This window comes from Pseudomonas sp. Y24-6, from assembly GCF_020295325.1.
In the GTDB taxonomy this organism is placed as follows: domain Bacteria; phylum Pseudomonadota; class Gammaproteobacteria; order Pseudomonadales; family Pseudomonadaceae; genus Aquipseudomonas; species Aquipseudomonas gregormendelii.
The window spans coordinates 84,605-98,601 of record NZ_JACBXG010000015.1; the positions used below are offsets into that span (position 1 = coordinate 84,605).

The 13,997-nt window shown below is 61.5% G+C and carries 13 protein-coding genes; 4 read left to right on the forward strand and 9 right to left on the reverse strand.

The genetic code is table 11. The annotated features are described in order from the left end of the window. Positions 1 to 50 precede the first annotated feature (50 nt). On the forward strand, positions 51 to 857 hold the full coding sequence (locus HYI44_RS24515; RefSeq protein WP_225570731.1) for an MOSC domain-containing protein: 807 nt from the start codon (positions 51 to 53) through the stop codon (positions 855 to 857). 65 nt (positions 858 to 922) lie between these two features. Here the strand turns inward: HYI44_RS24515 and HYI44_RS24520 are convergent, their stop codons facing one another. The 8 genes from HYI44_RS24520 to HYI44_RS24555 form a co-directional block, all read right to left on the reverse strand. Next, the gene (locus tag HYI44_RS24520) at positions 923 to 1,207 is read right to left on the reverse strand and encodes a pyrimidine/purine nucleoside phosphorylase (protein WP_045058110.1); all 285 of its coding nucleotides are present in this window, start codon (positions 1,205 to 1,207) and stop codon (positions 923 to 925) included. 69 nt (positions 1,208 to 1,276) lie between these two features. Further along, complete coding sequence (locus tag HYI44_RS24525; protein ID WP_122841341.1) at positions 1,277 to 1,819, reverse strand: exonuclease domain-containing protein; 543 nt, start codon at positions 1,817 to 1,819, stop codon at positions 1,277 to 1,279. Between the two features lie 71 nt (positions 1,820 to 1,890). Further along, the gene (locus tag HYI44_RS24530; protein ID WP_225570732.1) at positions 1,891 to 3,852 is read right to left on the reverse strand and encodes an acetyl/propionyl/methylcrotonyl-CoA carboxylase subunit alpha; all 1,962 of its coding nucleotides are present in this window, start codon (positions 3,850 to 3,852) and stop codon (positions 1,891 to 1,893) included. Between the two features lie 117 nt (positions 3,853 to 3,969). Beyond that, on the reverse strand, positions 3,970 to 4,767 hold the full coding sequence (locus HYI44_RS24535) for an enoyl-CoA hydratase/isomerase family protein (protein WP_045058113.1): 798 nt from the start codon (positions 4,765 to 4,767) through the stop codon (positions 3,970 to 3,972). Further along, positions 4,764 to 5,921: a citronellyl-CoA dehydrogenase gene (gene atuD, locus HYI44_RS24540; RefSeq protein WP_122841338.1), complete on the reverse strand. Its 1,158-nt coding sequence runs from the start codon at positions 5,919 to 5,921 to the stop codon at positions 4,764 to 4,766. The genes HYI44_RS24535 and atuD overlap by 4 nt, the downstream gene beginning before the upstream one ends. Before the next feature lie 24 nt (positions 5,922 to 5,945). Next, on the reverse strand, positions 5,946 to 7,562 hold the full coding sequence (gene atuC / locus HYI44_RS24545) for an acyl-CoA carboxylase subunit beta (protein ID WP_225570733.1): 1,617 nt from the start codon (positions 7,560 to 7,562) through the stop codon (positions 5,946 to 5,948). 3 nt (positions 7,563 to 7,565) lie between these two features. After that, entirely contained in the window at positions 7,566 to 8,435 is an 870-nt protein-coding gene (locus HYI44_RS24550; protein WP_122841336.1) for an SDR family oxidoreductase, read from the reverse strand. Positions 8,436 to 8,447: 12 nt separating this feature from the next. Continuing rightward, a complete protein-coding gene (locus HYI44_RS24555) occupies positions 8,448 to 10,238 on the reverse strand; it encodes an acyclic terpene utilization AtuA family protein (RefSeq protein WP_163019542.1) in 1,791 nt (596 codons plus the stop codon). A 227-nt stretch (positions 10,239 to 10,465) separates the two neighbouring features. Between HYI44_RS24555 and HYI44_RS24560 the strand changes: the two genes are divergently transcribed. The 3 genes from HYI44_RS24560 (at position 10,466) to HYI44_RS24570 (ending at position 13,088) form a co-directional block, all read left to right on the forward strand. After that, positions 10,466 to 11,092, forward strand: coding sequence for a TetR/AcrR family transcriptional regulator (locus HYI44_RS24560; RefSeq protein WP_122841334.1), 627 nt, complete (start codon positions 10,466 to 10,468; stop codon positions 11,090 to 11,092). A gap of 88 nt (positions 11,093 to 11,180) precedes the next feature. Continuing rightward, positions 11,181 to 11,975, forward strand: coding sequence for a substrate-binding periplasmic protein (locus HYI44_RS24565; RefSeq protein WP_201148435.1), 795 nt, complete (start codon positions 11,181 to 11,183; stop codon positions 11,973 to 11,975). A 99-nt stretch (positions 11,976 to 12,074) separates the two neighbouring features. Beyond that, complete coding sequence (locus HYI44_RS24570; protein ID WP_122841332.1) at positions 12,075 to 13,088, forward strand: GNAT family N-acetyltransferase; 1,014 nt, start codon at positions 12,075 to 12,077, stop codon at positions 13,086 to 13,088. A 152-nt stretch (positions 13,089 to 13,240) separates the two neighbouring features. Here HYI44_RS24570 and HYI44_RS24575 read toward each other — a convergent pair whose 3' ends face one another. Beyond that, the gene (locus HYI44_RS24575; RefSeq protein ID WP_122841331.1) at positions 13,241 to 13,789 is read right to left on the reverse strand and encodes an RNA polymerase factor sigma-70; all 549 of its coding nucleotides are present in this window, start codon (positions 13,787 to 13,789) and stop codon (positions 13,241 to 13,243) included. Between the last annotated feature and the right edge of the window lie 208 nt (positions 13,790 to 13,997).

The window sequence follows — 13,997 nt, forward strand, 5'->3', positions numbered from 1 at the left end:
TCAGGCCCCAAGCTCGTATAGGGTGACGTTTTCCCCTCAGGAACCTGGCCATGCTGCATCTGAGCGCACTCTACCGTTACCCCCTGAAATCCGGCAAAGGCGAGGCCCTGCAACAGGTCAGCCTGGACAAACTGGGCGTGGACGGTGATCGACGCTGGATGCTGGTGGACGAAGCCACCGGCCGCTTCCTCACCCAGCGTGCGGTGGCAACGATGAGCCAGTTGTCCGCCTTGTGGAATGCCCAGGGCGGCCTGACGCTTAGCGCTCCGGGGCATTCGACCATTGATATACCCCTGCCTGGCGGCGATGCCGAACTGCGCGGAGTGACCATCTTTCGCGACAGCCTGCGCGTACCCGATGCCGGAGACGAGGCGGGTGCCTGGGTCAGCGAGTTCATAGGCAAACCTACTCGACTGGTACAAATCCCTCTCGATCGTGCCCGTACGACCCAGTCCGGCTATGGCAAGGACGATGATCAAGTGGCTTTCGCCGACGGCTTTCCGCTGTTGCTGATCGGCCAGGCGTCCCTGCAAGACCTGTCGCAACGGGTCGGGCGCCCGCTGGAAATGCAGCGCTTTCGACCCAACCTGGTCATCGAAGGCAGTGACGCATTTGCCGAAGACGGCTGGAAGCGCATTCGCATCGGTGATGTCGAGTTCCGGGTGGTCAAGCCCTGTTCGCGCTGCATCCTGACTACGATCGATCCACAGACCGGTCAACGCAGCGAAGACCGTGAACCCTTGGCCACCTTGCAGAAATACCGGGCCCAGGCTGACGGCGCGATGTTCGGCCAGAACCTGGTGAACGACGGCAATGGCCGGCTGGAAGTCGGCATGCCAGTGTTGGTGCTCGAATAACGGCGCTGGAAATGAAAATGCCCGGGTCAGCCCGGGCATTTTTTTCGCTATGAAAACCCGCGGTTTTAGCCGCGGTATTCGCACAGGTAAGCGGTATCGACAGCCACTTTCAGCTGGAACTTGCTGTTAGCTGGCACATTGAACTGGCTGCCTGCTGCGAAGGTTTCCCAGTCGGTGCTGTCTGGCAGCTTGACGGTCAGTGCGCCGCTCACGACATGCATGATTTCACGCTGGCTGGTGCCGAATTCATACTCGCCCGGTGCCATGACGCCGATAGTCGCCGGACCTTCTGCGGTGCCGAAGGCGATGGACTTGACGGTGCCGTCAAAGTACTCGTTGACTTTAAACATGGGCGATTCCTCAAAAAGGGCTTAAAAGGGCCGGCCAGTATGCACAAGCCCCTGGGCGCCGTCACCACTCTAGGCGGGGAGAATCAGCGGCAACAGGCGCGCTGTATTGCGTGCGTCCTCGAGGGCCCGATGTTGTTGGCCGGTGAACTGCATGCCCGCCAGTTGCAGGGCGCCGTTGAGGCCCAGCGGGCGCTCCAGCCTGCGCACCTTGGCGAAGCGCTGCTTGAGGTTCATGTGGGGCACCCGACCGAGCAGGCTGTCGAGTTGCAGGCGTTGCCACTCCTGTACCAGCTGCTGGCGATCGTAGTCGCCCCAGCTGGCCCAGCCCTCCAGGCGTGATTCATGCTTGCCGAGCCAGCGCTCGAAGGCAGCCCAGACTTCGTCCAGGGGCTGCGCGGCGTCGATGTTGGCCTGGGTGATGTGCGTCAGTTCGCGGCAGAACGGCGTCAGCAAGGGACGGCGTAGCGGCCGGACGAAACGCTGGAAATGATCGAGCTCGCGACCTTGGCGATCCACCAGGGTGGCACCGATTTCGATGATTTCCATTTCCGTTACTGGCCAACCACCCTCATCGGTGGTGGCTTCAAGATCAATGACCAGCCAATGGGGCATCGCAGGTTTCCTGGTATCCGCGTCCTGATAGGCTTTGAGCGTAGCCAAACCCTGCGGTTCCGCCTAGCGGCTTATTCGACCTCGAGCAAAATCTGCCGATTTTTCACCTGGTCGCCGACACTGACCTGCAGGCGCTTGAGCACGCCGTCGATGCCGGACTTCAGCGGATGCTCCATTTTCATGGCCTCCAGCACCACCAGCAGCTGGCCTTTGTGCACGGGGCTGCCCTCGCTGACCAGTACATCGACGATGGCGCCATCCATCGGTGCCTTGAGGGTGCCGGAGCTGATACTGGCCTGCGCGCTGACCGGTGCTTGCGTGCGGTCTTCCAGGCACAGGCTGCCGGGACGGGTGAACAGCCACAGGCGGTCGGCTTCGAGACGGTAGGCATGGCGCTGGCGAATGCCGTCGATGTCCAGGATGGCCCAACAGCCGTCGCATTCGATCACGTTCAGGGTCAGGGCCTGGCCGGCGATGTGTACCCGGTAGGGTTGTCCTGCAAGCCCATTCAACTCCACGGCCCAGTCCTGTTCCGCCAGGCCCAGGCGATAGAGCAGGGGTACGCTGGCATTGCTGCGCCAGCCGGCCAGCGGCCCGGCATGCACCCGGGCCGAATGGTGATGGACCAGTGCGGCCGCGATCGCCAGTTGCGCAGCGCTCGGCACCCGCGGGCGCAGACAGTCGTGATCGGCGAAATGGGTAGCGATGAACCCGGTGTTGAATTCACCGCTGACGAACTGTGGATGTTCCAACAAGCGCGCCAGTAGCGCCTGATTGGTCTGCACGCCCAGCAGCACGCTGTCCTGCACGGCGCGCACCAGCTTGCGCCGGGCTTCCTCGCGTGTGGCGCCGTGGGCGATGATTTTGCCGAGCATCGGGTCGTAGAACGGGCTGATATTCTGGCCCGCAATCAAGCCGTGGTCGATCCGCACAGTGCTTTGCAAGACGGGCTCCCATACCCCGACACGTCCGGTTTGCGGTAAAAAGCCCTGGGTTGGGTCTTCGGCGTACAAGCGCACTTCCATGGCATGACCGGTGAGCTGCACTTGGTCCTGGCGCAACGGCAGCGGCAGTCCTTGCGCGACCAGCAACTGCCACGCCACCAAATCGAGGCCGGTGATCATTTCGGTCACCGGGTGTTCGACTTGCAGACGGGTGTTCATTTCCAGGAAGTAAAACCGCCCTTGCCGGTCCAGCAGGAACTCCACCGTCCCGGCGCCGACGTAATTCACCGCGCGGCCGGCCTTGAGCGCCGCTTCTCCCATGGCCTGGCGCAAGGCTTCGGTCATCACCGGGCAGGGCGCTTCCTCGATGACTTTCTGATGGCGGCGTTGAATCGAACAGTCGCGCTCCCCGAGATAAATCAGGTTGCCGTGCTGGTCGCCAAACAGTTGCACCTCGACATGCCGAGGATCGATCAGCGCCTGTTCCAGGATCAGTTCATCGCTGCCAAAACCGTTCAACGCTTCGGAACGTGCGGTGTGAATCTGCGCCAGCAGGTCACTGGCATCCTGTACCAGGCGCATGCCGCGACCGCCGCCTCCGGCACTGGCCTTGATCATCAGTGGATAACCCAGGCGCGCGGCTTCACGACCAAGGCTCGCGTCGTCCTGTTCAGCGCCCTGATAGCCATCGATACAGGGCACTCCTGCGGCAAGCATGGCGATTTTCGACAGCCGCTTGCTGCCCATCAGTTCGATGGCTTCGGGGCTCGGGCCAATAAAGGTCAGTCCGGCCTCCCGGCAGGCGAGGGCAAATTTGGGGTTTTCCGAGAGGAAACCATAGCCTGGGTGAATGGCGTCGGCACCGGTGCGGCGCGCGGCGTCGATGATCGCCGCAATGCTCAGGTAAGACTGTTGCGCCGGGGCCGGGCCGATGTTCACGGCCTCATCGGCCATGCGCACGTGCAGTGCGTCGGCGTCGGCGTCACTGAAGACGGCGACGGTACGATAGCCGAGGGCTTGGGCGGTGCGCTGGATGCGACAGGCGATTTCACCGCGGTTGGCGACCAGGATCTTGTTGAAGGAGGGCATGGAGTCTTCGCTCTGGTTACACGGTGGATTTACGGGCCTCTACGCGAGCAAGCCCGCTCCCATAGGGGATCTGTGGCGTTGACGAACCCTGTGGGGGCTGGTTTGCCTGCGATGCTTTCACAGAGCCCACCCTGGTTTACGTTTTTGCACGAAAGCCATAGTCCCCTCGACTCCCTCAGGCCCGGTCACTGCGTCGCTGAACCATTGCGCCGCTTCATCCAGCAAGGCATCGGTCGGCTGTCCGGCACTGGCCAGCAACAGACGCTTGGTCAGTGCATTCGCTCCCGGCGCGCAACGCAGCACATGGGCCAGCACTTCATCGAGCCGCTCGGCCAGGGCCTGGGCGTCATGCTCGACGAAGTGCACCAGGCCGATCTGTCGCGCCTGGGTGCCATCAAATCGCGCGGCCGTCAGTGCCAGGCGCCGTGCTTGCGTCAAGCCAATGCGCTGGACCACGAACGGGGCGATCTGCGCTGGCAGTACTCCGAGGCTGGTTTCCGGCAAACCGAACTGCGCCTGGTGATCCGCCAGCGCGACATCGCTCACGCACGCCAGCCCCAGGCCACCGCCCAGTACTGCGCCCTGCAGCACCGTGATCACCACTTGCGGCGCGTGCTGCACTTCCTGCAGCAGCGCACCAAACGCCCGATTCAGCTCGCGAAACCCCTCCGGGCCTTGAGTTCGGGCGTTGGCCATATCCTTGATGTCGCCGCCGGCGCAAAAATGCCCCCCGGCGCCGCCGATCACCAATGCCCGAATGGCCTGGTCCTCGCGCACGCTCGCCAACAAGCCCCGCAGTTCGGCAACCATTTGCAAGCTCATGGCGTTGCGACTTTCCGGGCGATTGAGCGTGACGTGCAGCACGCCGTTATGCAATTCGAGGAGCAACGTCTGGCATACCGGCAAGCGGTTCATTTCTTCTTCCCTGGCAGGATGCCCATGAGTTTGCAGATGATCCCCAACATGATTTCGTCGGCGCCCCCGCCGATCGACACCAGGCGCACATCCCGATAGGCCCGTGCCACGGGGTTGTCCCACATGAAGCCCATGCCGCCCCAGTATTGCAGGCAGCTGTCGCTGACTTCACGCCCCAGGCGCCCGGCCTTGAGCTTGGCCATCGACGCCAGGCGGGTGACGTCCTGGCCCTTGATGTATTGCTCGGTGGCCTGATAGACCAGCGCCCGCAGGCACTCGATTTCGGTTTGCAGTTCGGCCAGGCGAAAGTGAATCACCTGGTTGTCGATCAGGGCATTGCCAAAAGTCTTGCGCTCCTTGCAGTACTCGATCGTGCTGTCGACGCAGTGCTCCAGGCCCTTGAGCATGTTGGCCGCACCGAACAGGCGTTCTTCCTGGAACTGCAGCATCTGCATCATGAAGCCCGCCCCTTCGTGGCCAATGCGGTTGCGCTGCGGTATACGCACATTGTCAAAAAAAACCTGGGCGGTTTCCGAACTGCGCATGCCGAGCTTGTCCAGGTGCGAGCTGAGGCTGATGCCCGCAGTATTCATGGGCACCATGATCAGCGACTTGTTGATGTGCGGCTTGTCGTCCGAAGTGTTGGCCAGCAAACAGATGAAATCGGCGCTCGGTGAGTTGGTGATCCACATTTTGCTGCCGTTGATCACGTAATCGTCGCCATCCTTGCGTGCGCTGGTTTTGAGCCCGGCGACGTCAGAACCGGCTCCGACCTCCGACACTCCGATGCAACCGACCTGCTCGCCAGTGATCGCCGGGCGCAGAAATTCTTCCCGCAGTTCGTCGCTACCAAAACGCGCCAACGCCGGCGTGCACATGTCGGTCTGTACGCCGATGGACATCGGAATACCGCCGCAGTGTATGGTGCCGAACTCCTCGGCCGCGACGATCGAGTAGCTGTAGTCCAGCCCCATGCCGCCAAACTTCTCCGGCTTGGAAATCCCCAGCAAGCCCAGTTCGCCGGCCTTGCGAAAGAGCTGGTGAATGGGAAAACGCCCGGCTTTTTCCCATTCGTCGACGTGGGGGTTGATCTCGTTGTCGACGAATTGGCGGACCGTGCGGCGCAGTGCTTCGTGTTCCTGGGTGAAGATCATTTTTATTGTTCTCCTGATCGCCCTTTAGAAGCGGGCTACACCAAAACTGTTGGCGTGCAATGGCCGCACTTCGGCCTCGTGGCAGATGTCCAGCAGGTAGCCGAGCAAGGTCCGGGTGTCGCGCGGGTCGATCAGGCCGTCGTCCCACAAGTTGGCGCTGCCATACAGGGCAGTGGACTGGCCGTCGAGTTTCTGCGCGGTGACCTGCTCCAGCATGTCGAGCATTTTCGGATCGGGCACCAGGCCATCCTTGAGTTGTTTGGCCTCGGTGACAATGCGCAGTACCTTGCCCGCCTGGGCGCCACCCATGACCGCCGTGCGGCTGTTGGGCCAGGCGAAGATGAAGCGCGGATCGAGGCCGCGACCGCACATGGCATAGTTGCCGGCGCCGTAGGATCCGCCGACGACGATGGTCAATTTGGGCACGCGGGCGTTGGCGACTGCCTGGATCATCTTCGCACCGTGTTTGATCACGCCTTGCTGTTCCGACTCGGTGCCGACCATGAACCCGGTGGTGTTGTGAAAGAACAGCAGCGGCGTCTGGCTCTGGTCACACAGCTGAATGAATTGCGCCGCCTTGCTCGCCCCCCTGGGCGTGATCGGGCCGTTGTTGCCGATGAAGCCGCAGGCACGACCCTGGATCTGCAAATGCCCGCAGACCGTCTGCTGATCGTACTCGCCTTTGAACTCGAGGAAATTCGACCCGTCGGCGATCCGCGCAATGATCTCCCGCGCGTCGTAGGGTTTTTTCGCGTCGTCGGGAATCAGCCCGAGCAATTCGTCGATGGGGTATAGAGGTTCTTCGAACGATGGCCGAGGGGGCATGGCCAGGCGCGTGTTCCATGGCAGCAGGCGCAGAATCTCACGCACCTGGCGCACGCCGTCTGCATCGTTTTCCGCCAGGTACTCCGCCGTACCTGCCACTTGTGCGTGCATCTCGGCACCGCCAAGCTCCTCATCGGTGGCGATCTCGCCCGTGGCAGCCTTGAGCAGTGGCGGCCCGGCCAGAAACAGCTTGGCCTTGCCGCGCACCACCACCACGTAATCCGAGAGGCCGGGCTGATAAGCACCGCCCGCTGTGGCCGAGCCGTGCACCACGGTAATCTGCGGCAAGCCCATGGCCGACATCCGGGCCTGATTGGCAAAGCTGCGTGCGCCTTCGACAAAAATTTCCGCCGCATAATTGAGGTTGGCACCACCGCTTTCGGCCAGGGTAATGACCGGCAGTTTGTTCTCCATGGCGATCTGCTGCAGGCGCAGGGATTTTTTCAGACCACTTGGGGAAATGGTCCCGCCTTTGATCGCGCTGTTGTTCGCCACCACCAGCACGCGCACACCGGACACGTAACCGATGCCGGCGATCAGGCCGCCACCTGCCGAATGGCCATCCTTGTCATCGTGCAGCTTGTAACCGGCCAGACTCGCCAGTTCGAGAAAAGGCGCGCCGGGATCCAGCAGCAGGTTGAGACGTTCCCGGGGCAGCAATTGCCCGCGCTGGTCGAACCTGGATTTTGCCTCGGCAGCCTTGTTCAGAAGATTCTGTTCGAGCTGACGCATCTGCTCGATACCCGTCAGCATTGCGGCATGGTTCTGCGCGAAATGTTGGCTGAAGGGGTCGACCTGGGACTGTATGACCGGCATGGCTTAGTCCTTGTCCTGAAGTACTTCGGGCAGGTACGCTCGGTGAAAGCCGTTGTACGATTCGCTGTTGTGCGCCTTGTGCATGGGCCACGCCCGCCCGCCAAGACTCGCCGCGCCATCGATGCGCAGGGTGCTGCCGCTAATGAATGTCGCCGCCGGGCTGAGCAGGAAAACAATCGCCGCGCTGACTTCCGATTCGGTGCCGATGCGCTTGAGCGGTACATGCTCGCGCAGGGTAGGAATCACTGCCTTGAACGCACCCTCGTAAGTGTCCATGCCACTTGAGGCGATCCAGCCGGGCGCCACCGCGTTGACCCGCACACCGGCGTACCCCCACTCGAATGCCGCCGTTTTTGTCAGGTTGTCCATACCCGAGCGCGAGGCGCCGGAATGGCCCATGCCCGGCATGCCGCCCCACATGTCGGCGAGCATGTTGACGATCGAGCCGCCGTGCTTGCTCATGGATTGATTGAACACTTCCCTGGCCATCAGGAAACCGCCCACCAGGTTGGTGCGCATCACGGTCTCGAAACCCTTCTGGTTGATTGAGGCCAGCGCCGAGGGGAACTGCCCACCGGCATTGTTGACCAGGCCATGGATGGGGCCATGCTCGCGGATCAATTCGCTGACAATATGCCGCACCGTTTCTTCCTCCCGGATATCGCACACGACCCAGTCGGCCTGGCCGCCATCTGCGGTTATCTCGCCAGCGACGTTCTCCAGCTTGGCCGCGTTGCGCCCCACCAGCATTACATGGGCACCCAATGCCGCCAGTTCATGGGCGGTGCAACGGCCGATGCCGCTGCCGCCACCGGTCACGATGATGTTTTGCCCGGTAAACAAGCCGGCTTTGAAAATCGAATCGTAGGCCACGGTGACAGTCCTCTAGTTGACCTGGTCGGCGATGCTTTGCGGCACCGGTATCTGGATTTCCAGCAGTTGCTGGGCGAACGCCTTGCCTTGCGGGTCAATGCGCAGACTGGCCACGCCACCGCCGCCGAGGGCGTTCTCCAGCAGGAAGTTCAGGCTGTGGGTGGCCGGCAGGTACCAGCGCTCGACTCGCCCGTATACCGGGTCGAGAACATGGCTCATCCAGTCGACCAGCACCTCCGGGGTCAAGGCTTCGGCGATCCATGGCAGGTACTCTGCTTCCCGGGCCATGACCCCGATATTGCTGTGGTTGCCCTTGTCCCCGGAGCGCGCAACCGCCAGCTTGACCAGCTCGACGCTGGCGTCGGCCAGGCCGACCGGTTTGGGCGGATCGAGCGGCACCGGCAAGTCCTGGGTGTCGAGCATCGCGATGGCGGGCAGGGCACAGGGATGACGTTGACCGTCGAAGTGAATACCCAGGGTGCACGCGGATTTATCAACCAGGAATGAGAACAGGCGGATCAGCGGGTACACCGTCGGTCGCCCGCCGACTATCCCGGTCAACCCTGGCGCCATGCCGGTCGCGGCCTGGGCTATTTCCCGGGAGAAAAGGATCAACGCCTGTTTGTCCGGATGCCGCACGGCCAGCTTGATCACCACCTCGCGGGTGTCCTGGCGCTGACCGTGAGAACCGTAGGTGGCTTCGCTGCCGAGCAGTTCGACATTGACCTCGCTGTAGGGCAACCAGCCGCGCTGGCTGAAGATGTCCGAGGTTTTATTGATAATCGCGGCGCTGACGCGCCGGGCCTTGTCGACCGCATCGATCCCGGCGATCAGACAACTGGCAGTGCAGCGAAAACCGTCGAGGAAGGTGGCGCTGACCTTGTACTGGTCAGTGGGCGGCAGGCCCTTGGCGCCGTGCACCTGAACCCGGTTTTTACCCTGTTGCACGAGCCTGACCTGGGTGAAATCACACACCACATCAGGCAGCAGGTAGGCGTGCGGGTCACCGATTTCATAGAGCATCTGTTCGCCCACGGTCAGCGGCGTCACCAGGCCGCCGGAGCCTTCGGGTTTGCTGACGATAAACTGGCTGTCGCGGCTGACTTCGACGATGGGGAAACCGATGTGTTCGTAGTCTGGCACCTCACGCCAGTCGGTGAAGTTGCCCCCGGTGCATTGGGCTCCGCATTCGATGATGTGGCCGGCGAGGGCGGCCTGGGCGAGTTTGTCGTAGTCCTGCCACGACCAGCCGAACTCATGCACCAGGGCGGCGCTGACCACGGCACTGTCTACCACCCGCCCGGTGATGATGATATCCGCCCCCAGGCGCAAGGCTTCGACGATGCCAGGTGCGCCGAGGTAAGCGTTGGTGGAGACGCACATCGCCGGCAACGGCGCGCCACTGAACATCTCCTGGATGCCGAGGGTCCTGAGCTGCTTGAGCTGCGGTTGCAGGTCGTCGCCCAGCAACACGGCAATTTTCAACCCCGCCCCGGCCTTGTCGCAAGCAGCTTGCAGGGCCGCAGCGCAGGCTTGTGGATTGATCCCGCCGGCGTTGCTGATCACCCGAATGCCTTGCTCGGCGAGTTGCGTGAGCAGCGGACTGAGGACTTCGACGAAATCGCTGGCATAACCGGCCTGGGGATCTTTCATCCGCGCTCCGGCCATGATCGACAGGGTGATTTCTGCCAGGTAGTCGAACACCAGATAGTCCAGGCGTCCCCCTTCCACCAGCTGCGCCGCGGCCGTCGAAGTGTCGCCCCAGAACGCGCTGGCGCACCCGATGCGAATGGTTTCCGGCACAGTTGGCTTCATGCTCACCTCCGTCGACAGTGTTGGGAGACTACCGCTGCGTGACTGCTGATTTACGATTCGAGACTACCAAGCAAGCGCTTGGTTTGTAAATGCCTTGAAATATCTTCTTCCCGAGCGCTTGCTTGGTTGCCGGCGCCAGCTTAAATTGCCCGCGCAAGCCCGCAGTTTCAGCGGCGAGCGGCGCATCTGGATTGATCGACTGTAGGAGAGAATGGGTGGACGAGCAAAAAGCCCTGGGCGTCATGCGCGAACTGGTCGACAGCGGCCAGTTGACCGACCCGGACAGCGCCCGCGGCAAACTGCTGCAAGTGGCCGCCCACCTGTTTCGCAACAAAGGCTACGAGCGCACCACCGTGCGCGACCTGGCCGGCGCCGTGGGTATACAGTCGGGCAGTATTTTTCATCACTTTAAAAGCAAGGACGACATCCTGCGCGCAGTGATGGAGGAAACCATCCGCTACAACACGGCACTCATGCGTGCCGCCCTCGGTGACGCCGCAAGCGTGCGTGAGCGGGTGCTGGCGCTGATTCGTTGCGAACTGCAATCGATCATGGGGGGCAGCGGCGAGGCCATGGCCGTGCTGGTCTACGAATGGCGGTCGTTATCCGAGGAGGGCCAGGCGCAGGTGCTGGCCCTGCGCGATATCTACGAAGAGCTATGGTTGCAGGTGCTGGGAGAGGCCAGGGACGCCGGGTTGATTGGCGGCGATGTGTTTATCACGCGTCGTTTCCTGACGGGGGCGCTGTCCTGGACCACCACCTGGTTTCGTGCCGGCGGCAGCCTGAGCCTGGATCAACTGGCGGACGAAGCCCTGATCATGGTATTGAAAGAGCCACGATAGTGGTGATTTGCCAGTAGCCACTGGCTAATCGGGCGAAACCGCCTGGCTTGAACCCATAGAGTGTAATTTTCGGGAGTAGGTTGTTTTGATGTCCTCGCCAACACGGACGGCCTTCCGGTTTTTACTGGCGGCGCTTCCCGCATTATGGGTACTGCCTTCTCAGGCGGCACAGCTGGTTCGAGTCGGAGCGGCGCATTTCCCTCCCTACACTGTGCGTCCGGAAATGGGGGCCGACACTGGCTTGCTGCCACAGCTGGTCGAAGCATTGAATGTTGCCCAGCATGACTACCAGTTTGTCCTGGTGCCGACTTCGATTCCCCGCCGCTTTGGTGATTTCAAGCAAGGCCGGGTGGACATGGCGATCTTCGAGAATCCTGATTGGGGCTGGAAGGACATTCCACATGTTACGGTCGACATGGGCCTGGAAGATGCCGAGATTTTCGTCGCGCAACAGCGGCCGGACCGCCAGCAAGACTATTTTGCCGAACTTGCCGGCAAACGTCTGGCACTGTTCAGTGGGTATCACTACGAGTTCGCCAACTTTGACGCCGACCCCAAAAAACTTGCGCAACGCTACAACGCCTCGCTGACCTATTCCCATGACAGCAATTTGCTCATGGTGCTGCGCGGCCGGGCGGACATCGCGTTGGTCACGCGTTCGTACCTGAGCGATTACCTGCTGCGCAACGCAAAAGTCGCCGATCAGCTGCTGGTGTCACAACGGGTGGACCAGGTCTATCACCATTACGCGATCCTTCGTCCTGCAGCACCCATCAGCGGTGAAGCCTTTGGCAAGTTGCTGAAAGAGTTGCGGGAGAGCGGCCAGATGATGAAAATTTTTGCGCCGTACCAAATCGCCGTGGTCCCTGTTCCTGGGGACTGATGGGGATCGCACGTCGGGTATTTTCTGTCTTCGGTTAAATTTCCCTGATCGGCTCACGTCACCTCGTTTAACAGTGGACGACTAACGTGAGCCTGACCCATGCCTGATCTGAACGCTCTGACTGCCCTGGCTCTGCCCGATGGCCGGTGCCTTGTGGCGGATGAAACCACCGACCGCTTGAGCCTCGGCTGCGACGGGCAGCCGTTGCTCAGCTTGCGAGTGAACCGCGAGCCTGCGCTGCACGTGGCCATCGAGCAACGTTTCGAACACCCGGACAGCGAAGTCTTGTACCTGGCCTGTTATTGGTTGTTCGCCCGCGATTCGGCCTGTCAGCACTTGACCTGGCACCTCGATGAACTGCCCACCGAGGCACTGCTCAGCGGCTTGCTGGTCACCGGTGAAATCAGTGGCCAATACCGTTGCGAGCGCGCGCTGTTCTGGCAGTTGCCCCGGCCCTGGTTGAGCCAGGCCAGTGTAAACAGCTACCCACAGCATCCAGTGATCAGCGACGGCAAACGCCACCCCTTGCGGCCGCTCAAACCTCGGGGCGAGGTGTACCGACGGTTCGATGCGCGGTTGGGGGCATGGATATCCCTGCGCACGGTCGAAATCGAACATGACCTGGCGCGCTTCAATCGCTGGCAGAACAGCGCACGGGTTGCGAGTTTCTGGCAGGAGGAGGGCAGCCTCGATCAGCACCGGGAGTATCTGGCCAAGTTGCTGGCCGACCCGCACACGCTGACGCTGATCGGCTGTTTCGATGACCAGCCGTTTGCCTACTTCGAGGCCTACTGGGCCAAGGAGGATCGCCTCGCGCCGTTCTACGAGGCGGGCGATTACGACCGTGGAATCCATATGCTGGTAGGTGAAGAGCAGCACCGCGGCCCGCACAAAGTGGCGAGTTGGTTATCGGCGCTGACGCACTACCTGTTTCTCGATGACCCGCGCACCCAGCGAGTAGTCGCCGAGCCGCGCGCGGACAACGCGAAGATGATCGGGTACATGCAGGGGCAGCGATTTCACTGCGAGAAGGAGTTCGACTTTCCGCACAAGCGGGCGGCGTTGATGGTGTTGGGGCGGGAGCGGTTTTTCGAACGGTGTGTGCTGGCTTGAGTTCCAGGGATCAAGGTCTTCATTGATCTTGATTCATCCTTCGCGAGCACGCCGGCTCCCACAGGGGATATGCGCTTGGCATGGGTCCAGGGTGGGAGATCCCGTGTGGGAGTGAGCCTGCTCGTGATTGAGCGCACCGCAATTGCGAGATCTCAACGCCGTGCAAACGTATCCGCGCGACTTCCCGACACCTTGCGGCAATGCACCAGTGCATCGCGGATCATGAAGTTCACCAGGGTGGGCGACACGCCCAGTTCCTTGGCGATGTCTTTTTGCGGTACGCCATGCAGGCGGTACATCTCGAACGCATATCGGGTGCGGCTGGGCAGTTGCGTCAGGGCGTCAGCGATGTTTTCCAGGGTCGAGAAATTGATGTGCGAGGTTTCCGGCGACGCGCCCTGGATCACCACATTCAGGCCTTCCTCTTCCGGGCCGGAATACTTCTGTTCCAATGCCTGCTTGCGATAGTGATCGATCGCCAGGTTACGCACGATCTGGAACAGGTAGCTGAGTTGTGCCTTGAAGGAGGAGGTGATCTGCGGCGCCGACTGCAGGCGGAAGAACGCATCCTGTACCACGTCTTCAGCGCGCGACCGGCACCCGGTAATGCGTGCTGCAATCTTGACCAGTATCAGTCGATTGTCGACGAATGCCTGAAGTAGCGGTGAATCGCACCTGCTTGTGGATACTTGTTCCGTCATGGAAAACACCCTGCTGCAAATAGGTTAGTGGAGCGGCCAGAGAGCCGGCTGCCCTACACATCGAGCGACAAATTAGGTTGAATGATAATGATTGTCAATTGAGAAAGAGAATTAATGCTCCTTGCCGGTGCGTTTTGCGAACTGCGACACGCTGACGCACGCCAGCCCTGTTGGCGATCGACGCCGACGACTAATTCTTGCCTGACCC

Excerpts from the sequence above, each read along its gene's own strand:
- HYI44_RS24515 (WP_225570731.1), top strand. The coding sequence starts at position 51 with ATGCTGCATCTGAGCGCACTCTACCGTTACCCCCTGAAATCCGGCAAA.
- HYI44_RS24520 (WP_045058110.1), bottom strand. The coding sequence starts at position 1,207 with ATGTTTAAAGTCAACGAGTACTTTGACGGCACCGTCAAGTCCATCGCC.
- HYI44_RS24525 (WP_122841341.1), bottom strand. The coding sequence starts at position 1,819 with ATGCCCCATTGGCTGGTCATTGATCTTGAAGCCACCACCGATGAGGGT.
- HYI44_RS24530 (WP_225570732.1), bottom strand. The coding sequence starts at position 3,852 with ATGCCCTCCTTCAACAAGATCCTGGTCGCCAACCGCGGTGAAATCGCC.
- HYI44_RS24535 (WP_045058113.1), bottom strand. The coding sequence starts at position 4,767 with ATGAACCGCTTGCCGGTATGCCAGACGTTGCTCCTCGAATTGCATAAC.
- atuD (WP_122841338.1), bottom strand. The coding sequence starts at position 5,921 with ATGATCTTCACCCAGGAACACGAAGCACTGCGCCGCACGGTCCGCCAA.
- atuC (WP_225570733.1), bottom strand. The coding sequence starts at position 7,562 with ATGCCGGTCATACAGTCCCAGGTCGACCCCTTCAGCCAACATTTCGCG.
- HYI44_RS24565 (WP_201148435.1), top strand. The coding sequence starts at position 11,181 with ATGTCCTCGCCAACACGGACGGCCTTCCGGTTTTTACTGGCGGCGCTT.
- HYI44_RS24570 (WP_122841332.1), top strand. The coding sequence starts at position 12,075 with ATGCCTGATCTGAACGCTCTGACTGCCCTGGCTCTGCCCGATGGCCGG.
- HYI44_RS24575 (WP_122841331.1), bottom strand. The coding sequence starts at position 13,789 with ATGACGGAACAAGTATCCACAAGCAGGTGCGATTCACCGCTACTTCAG.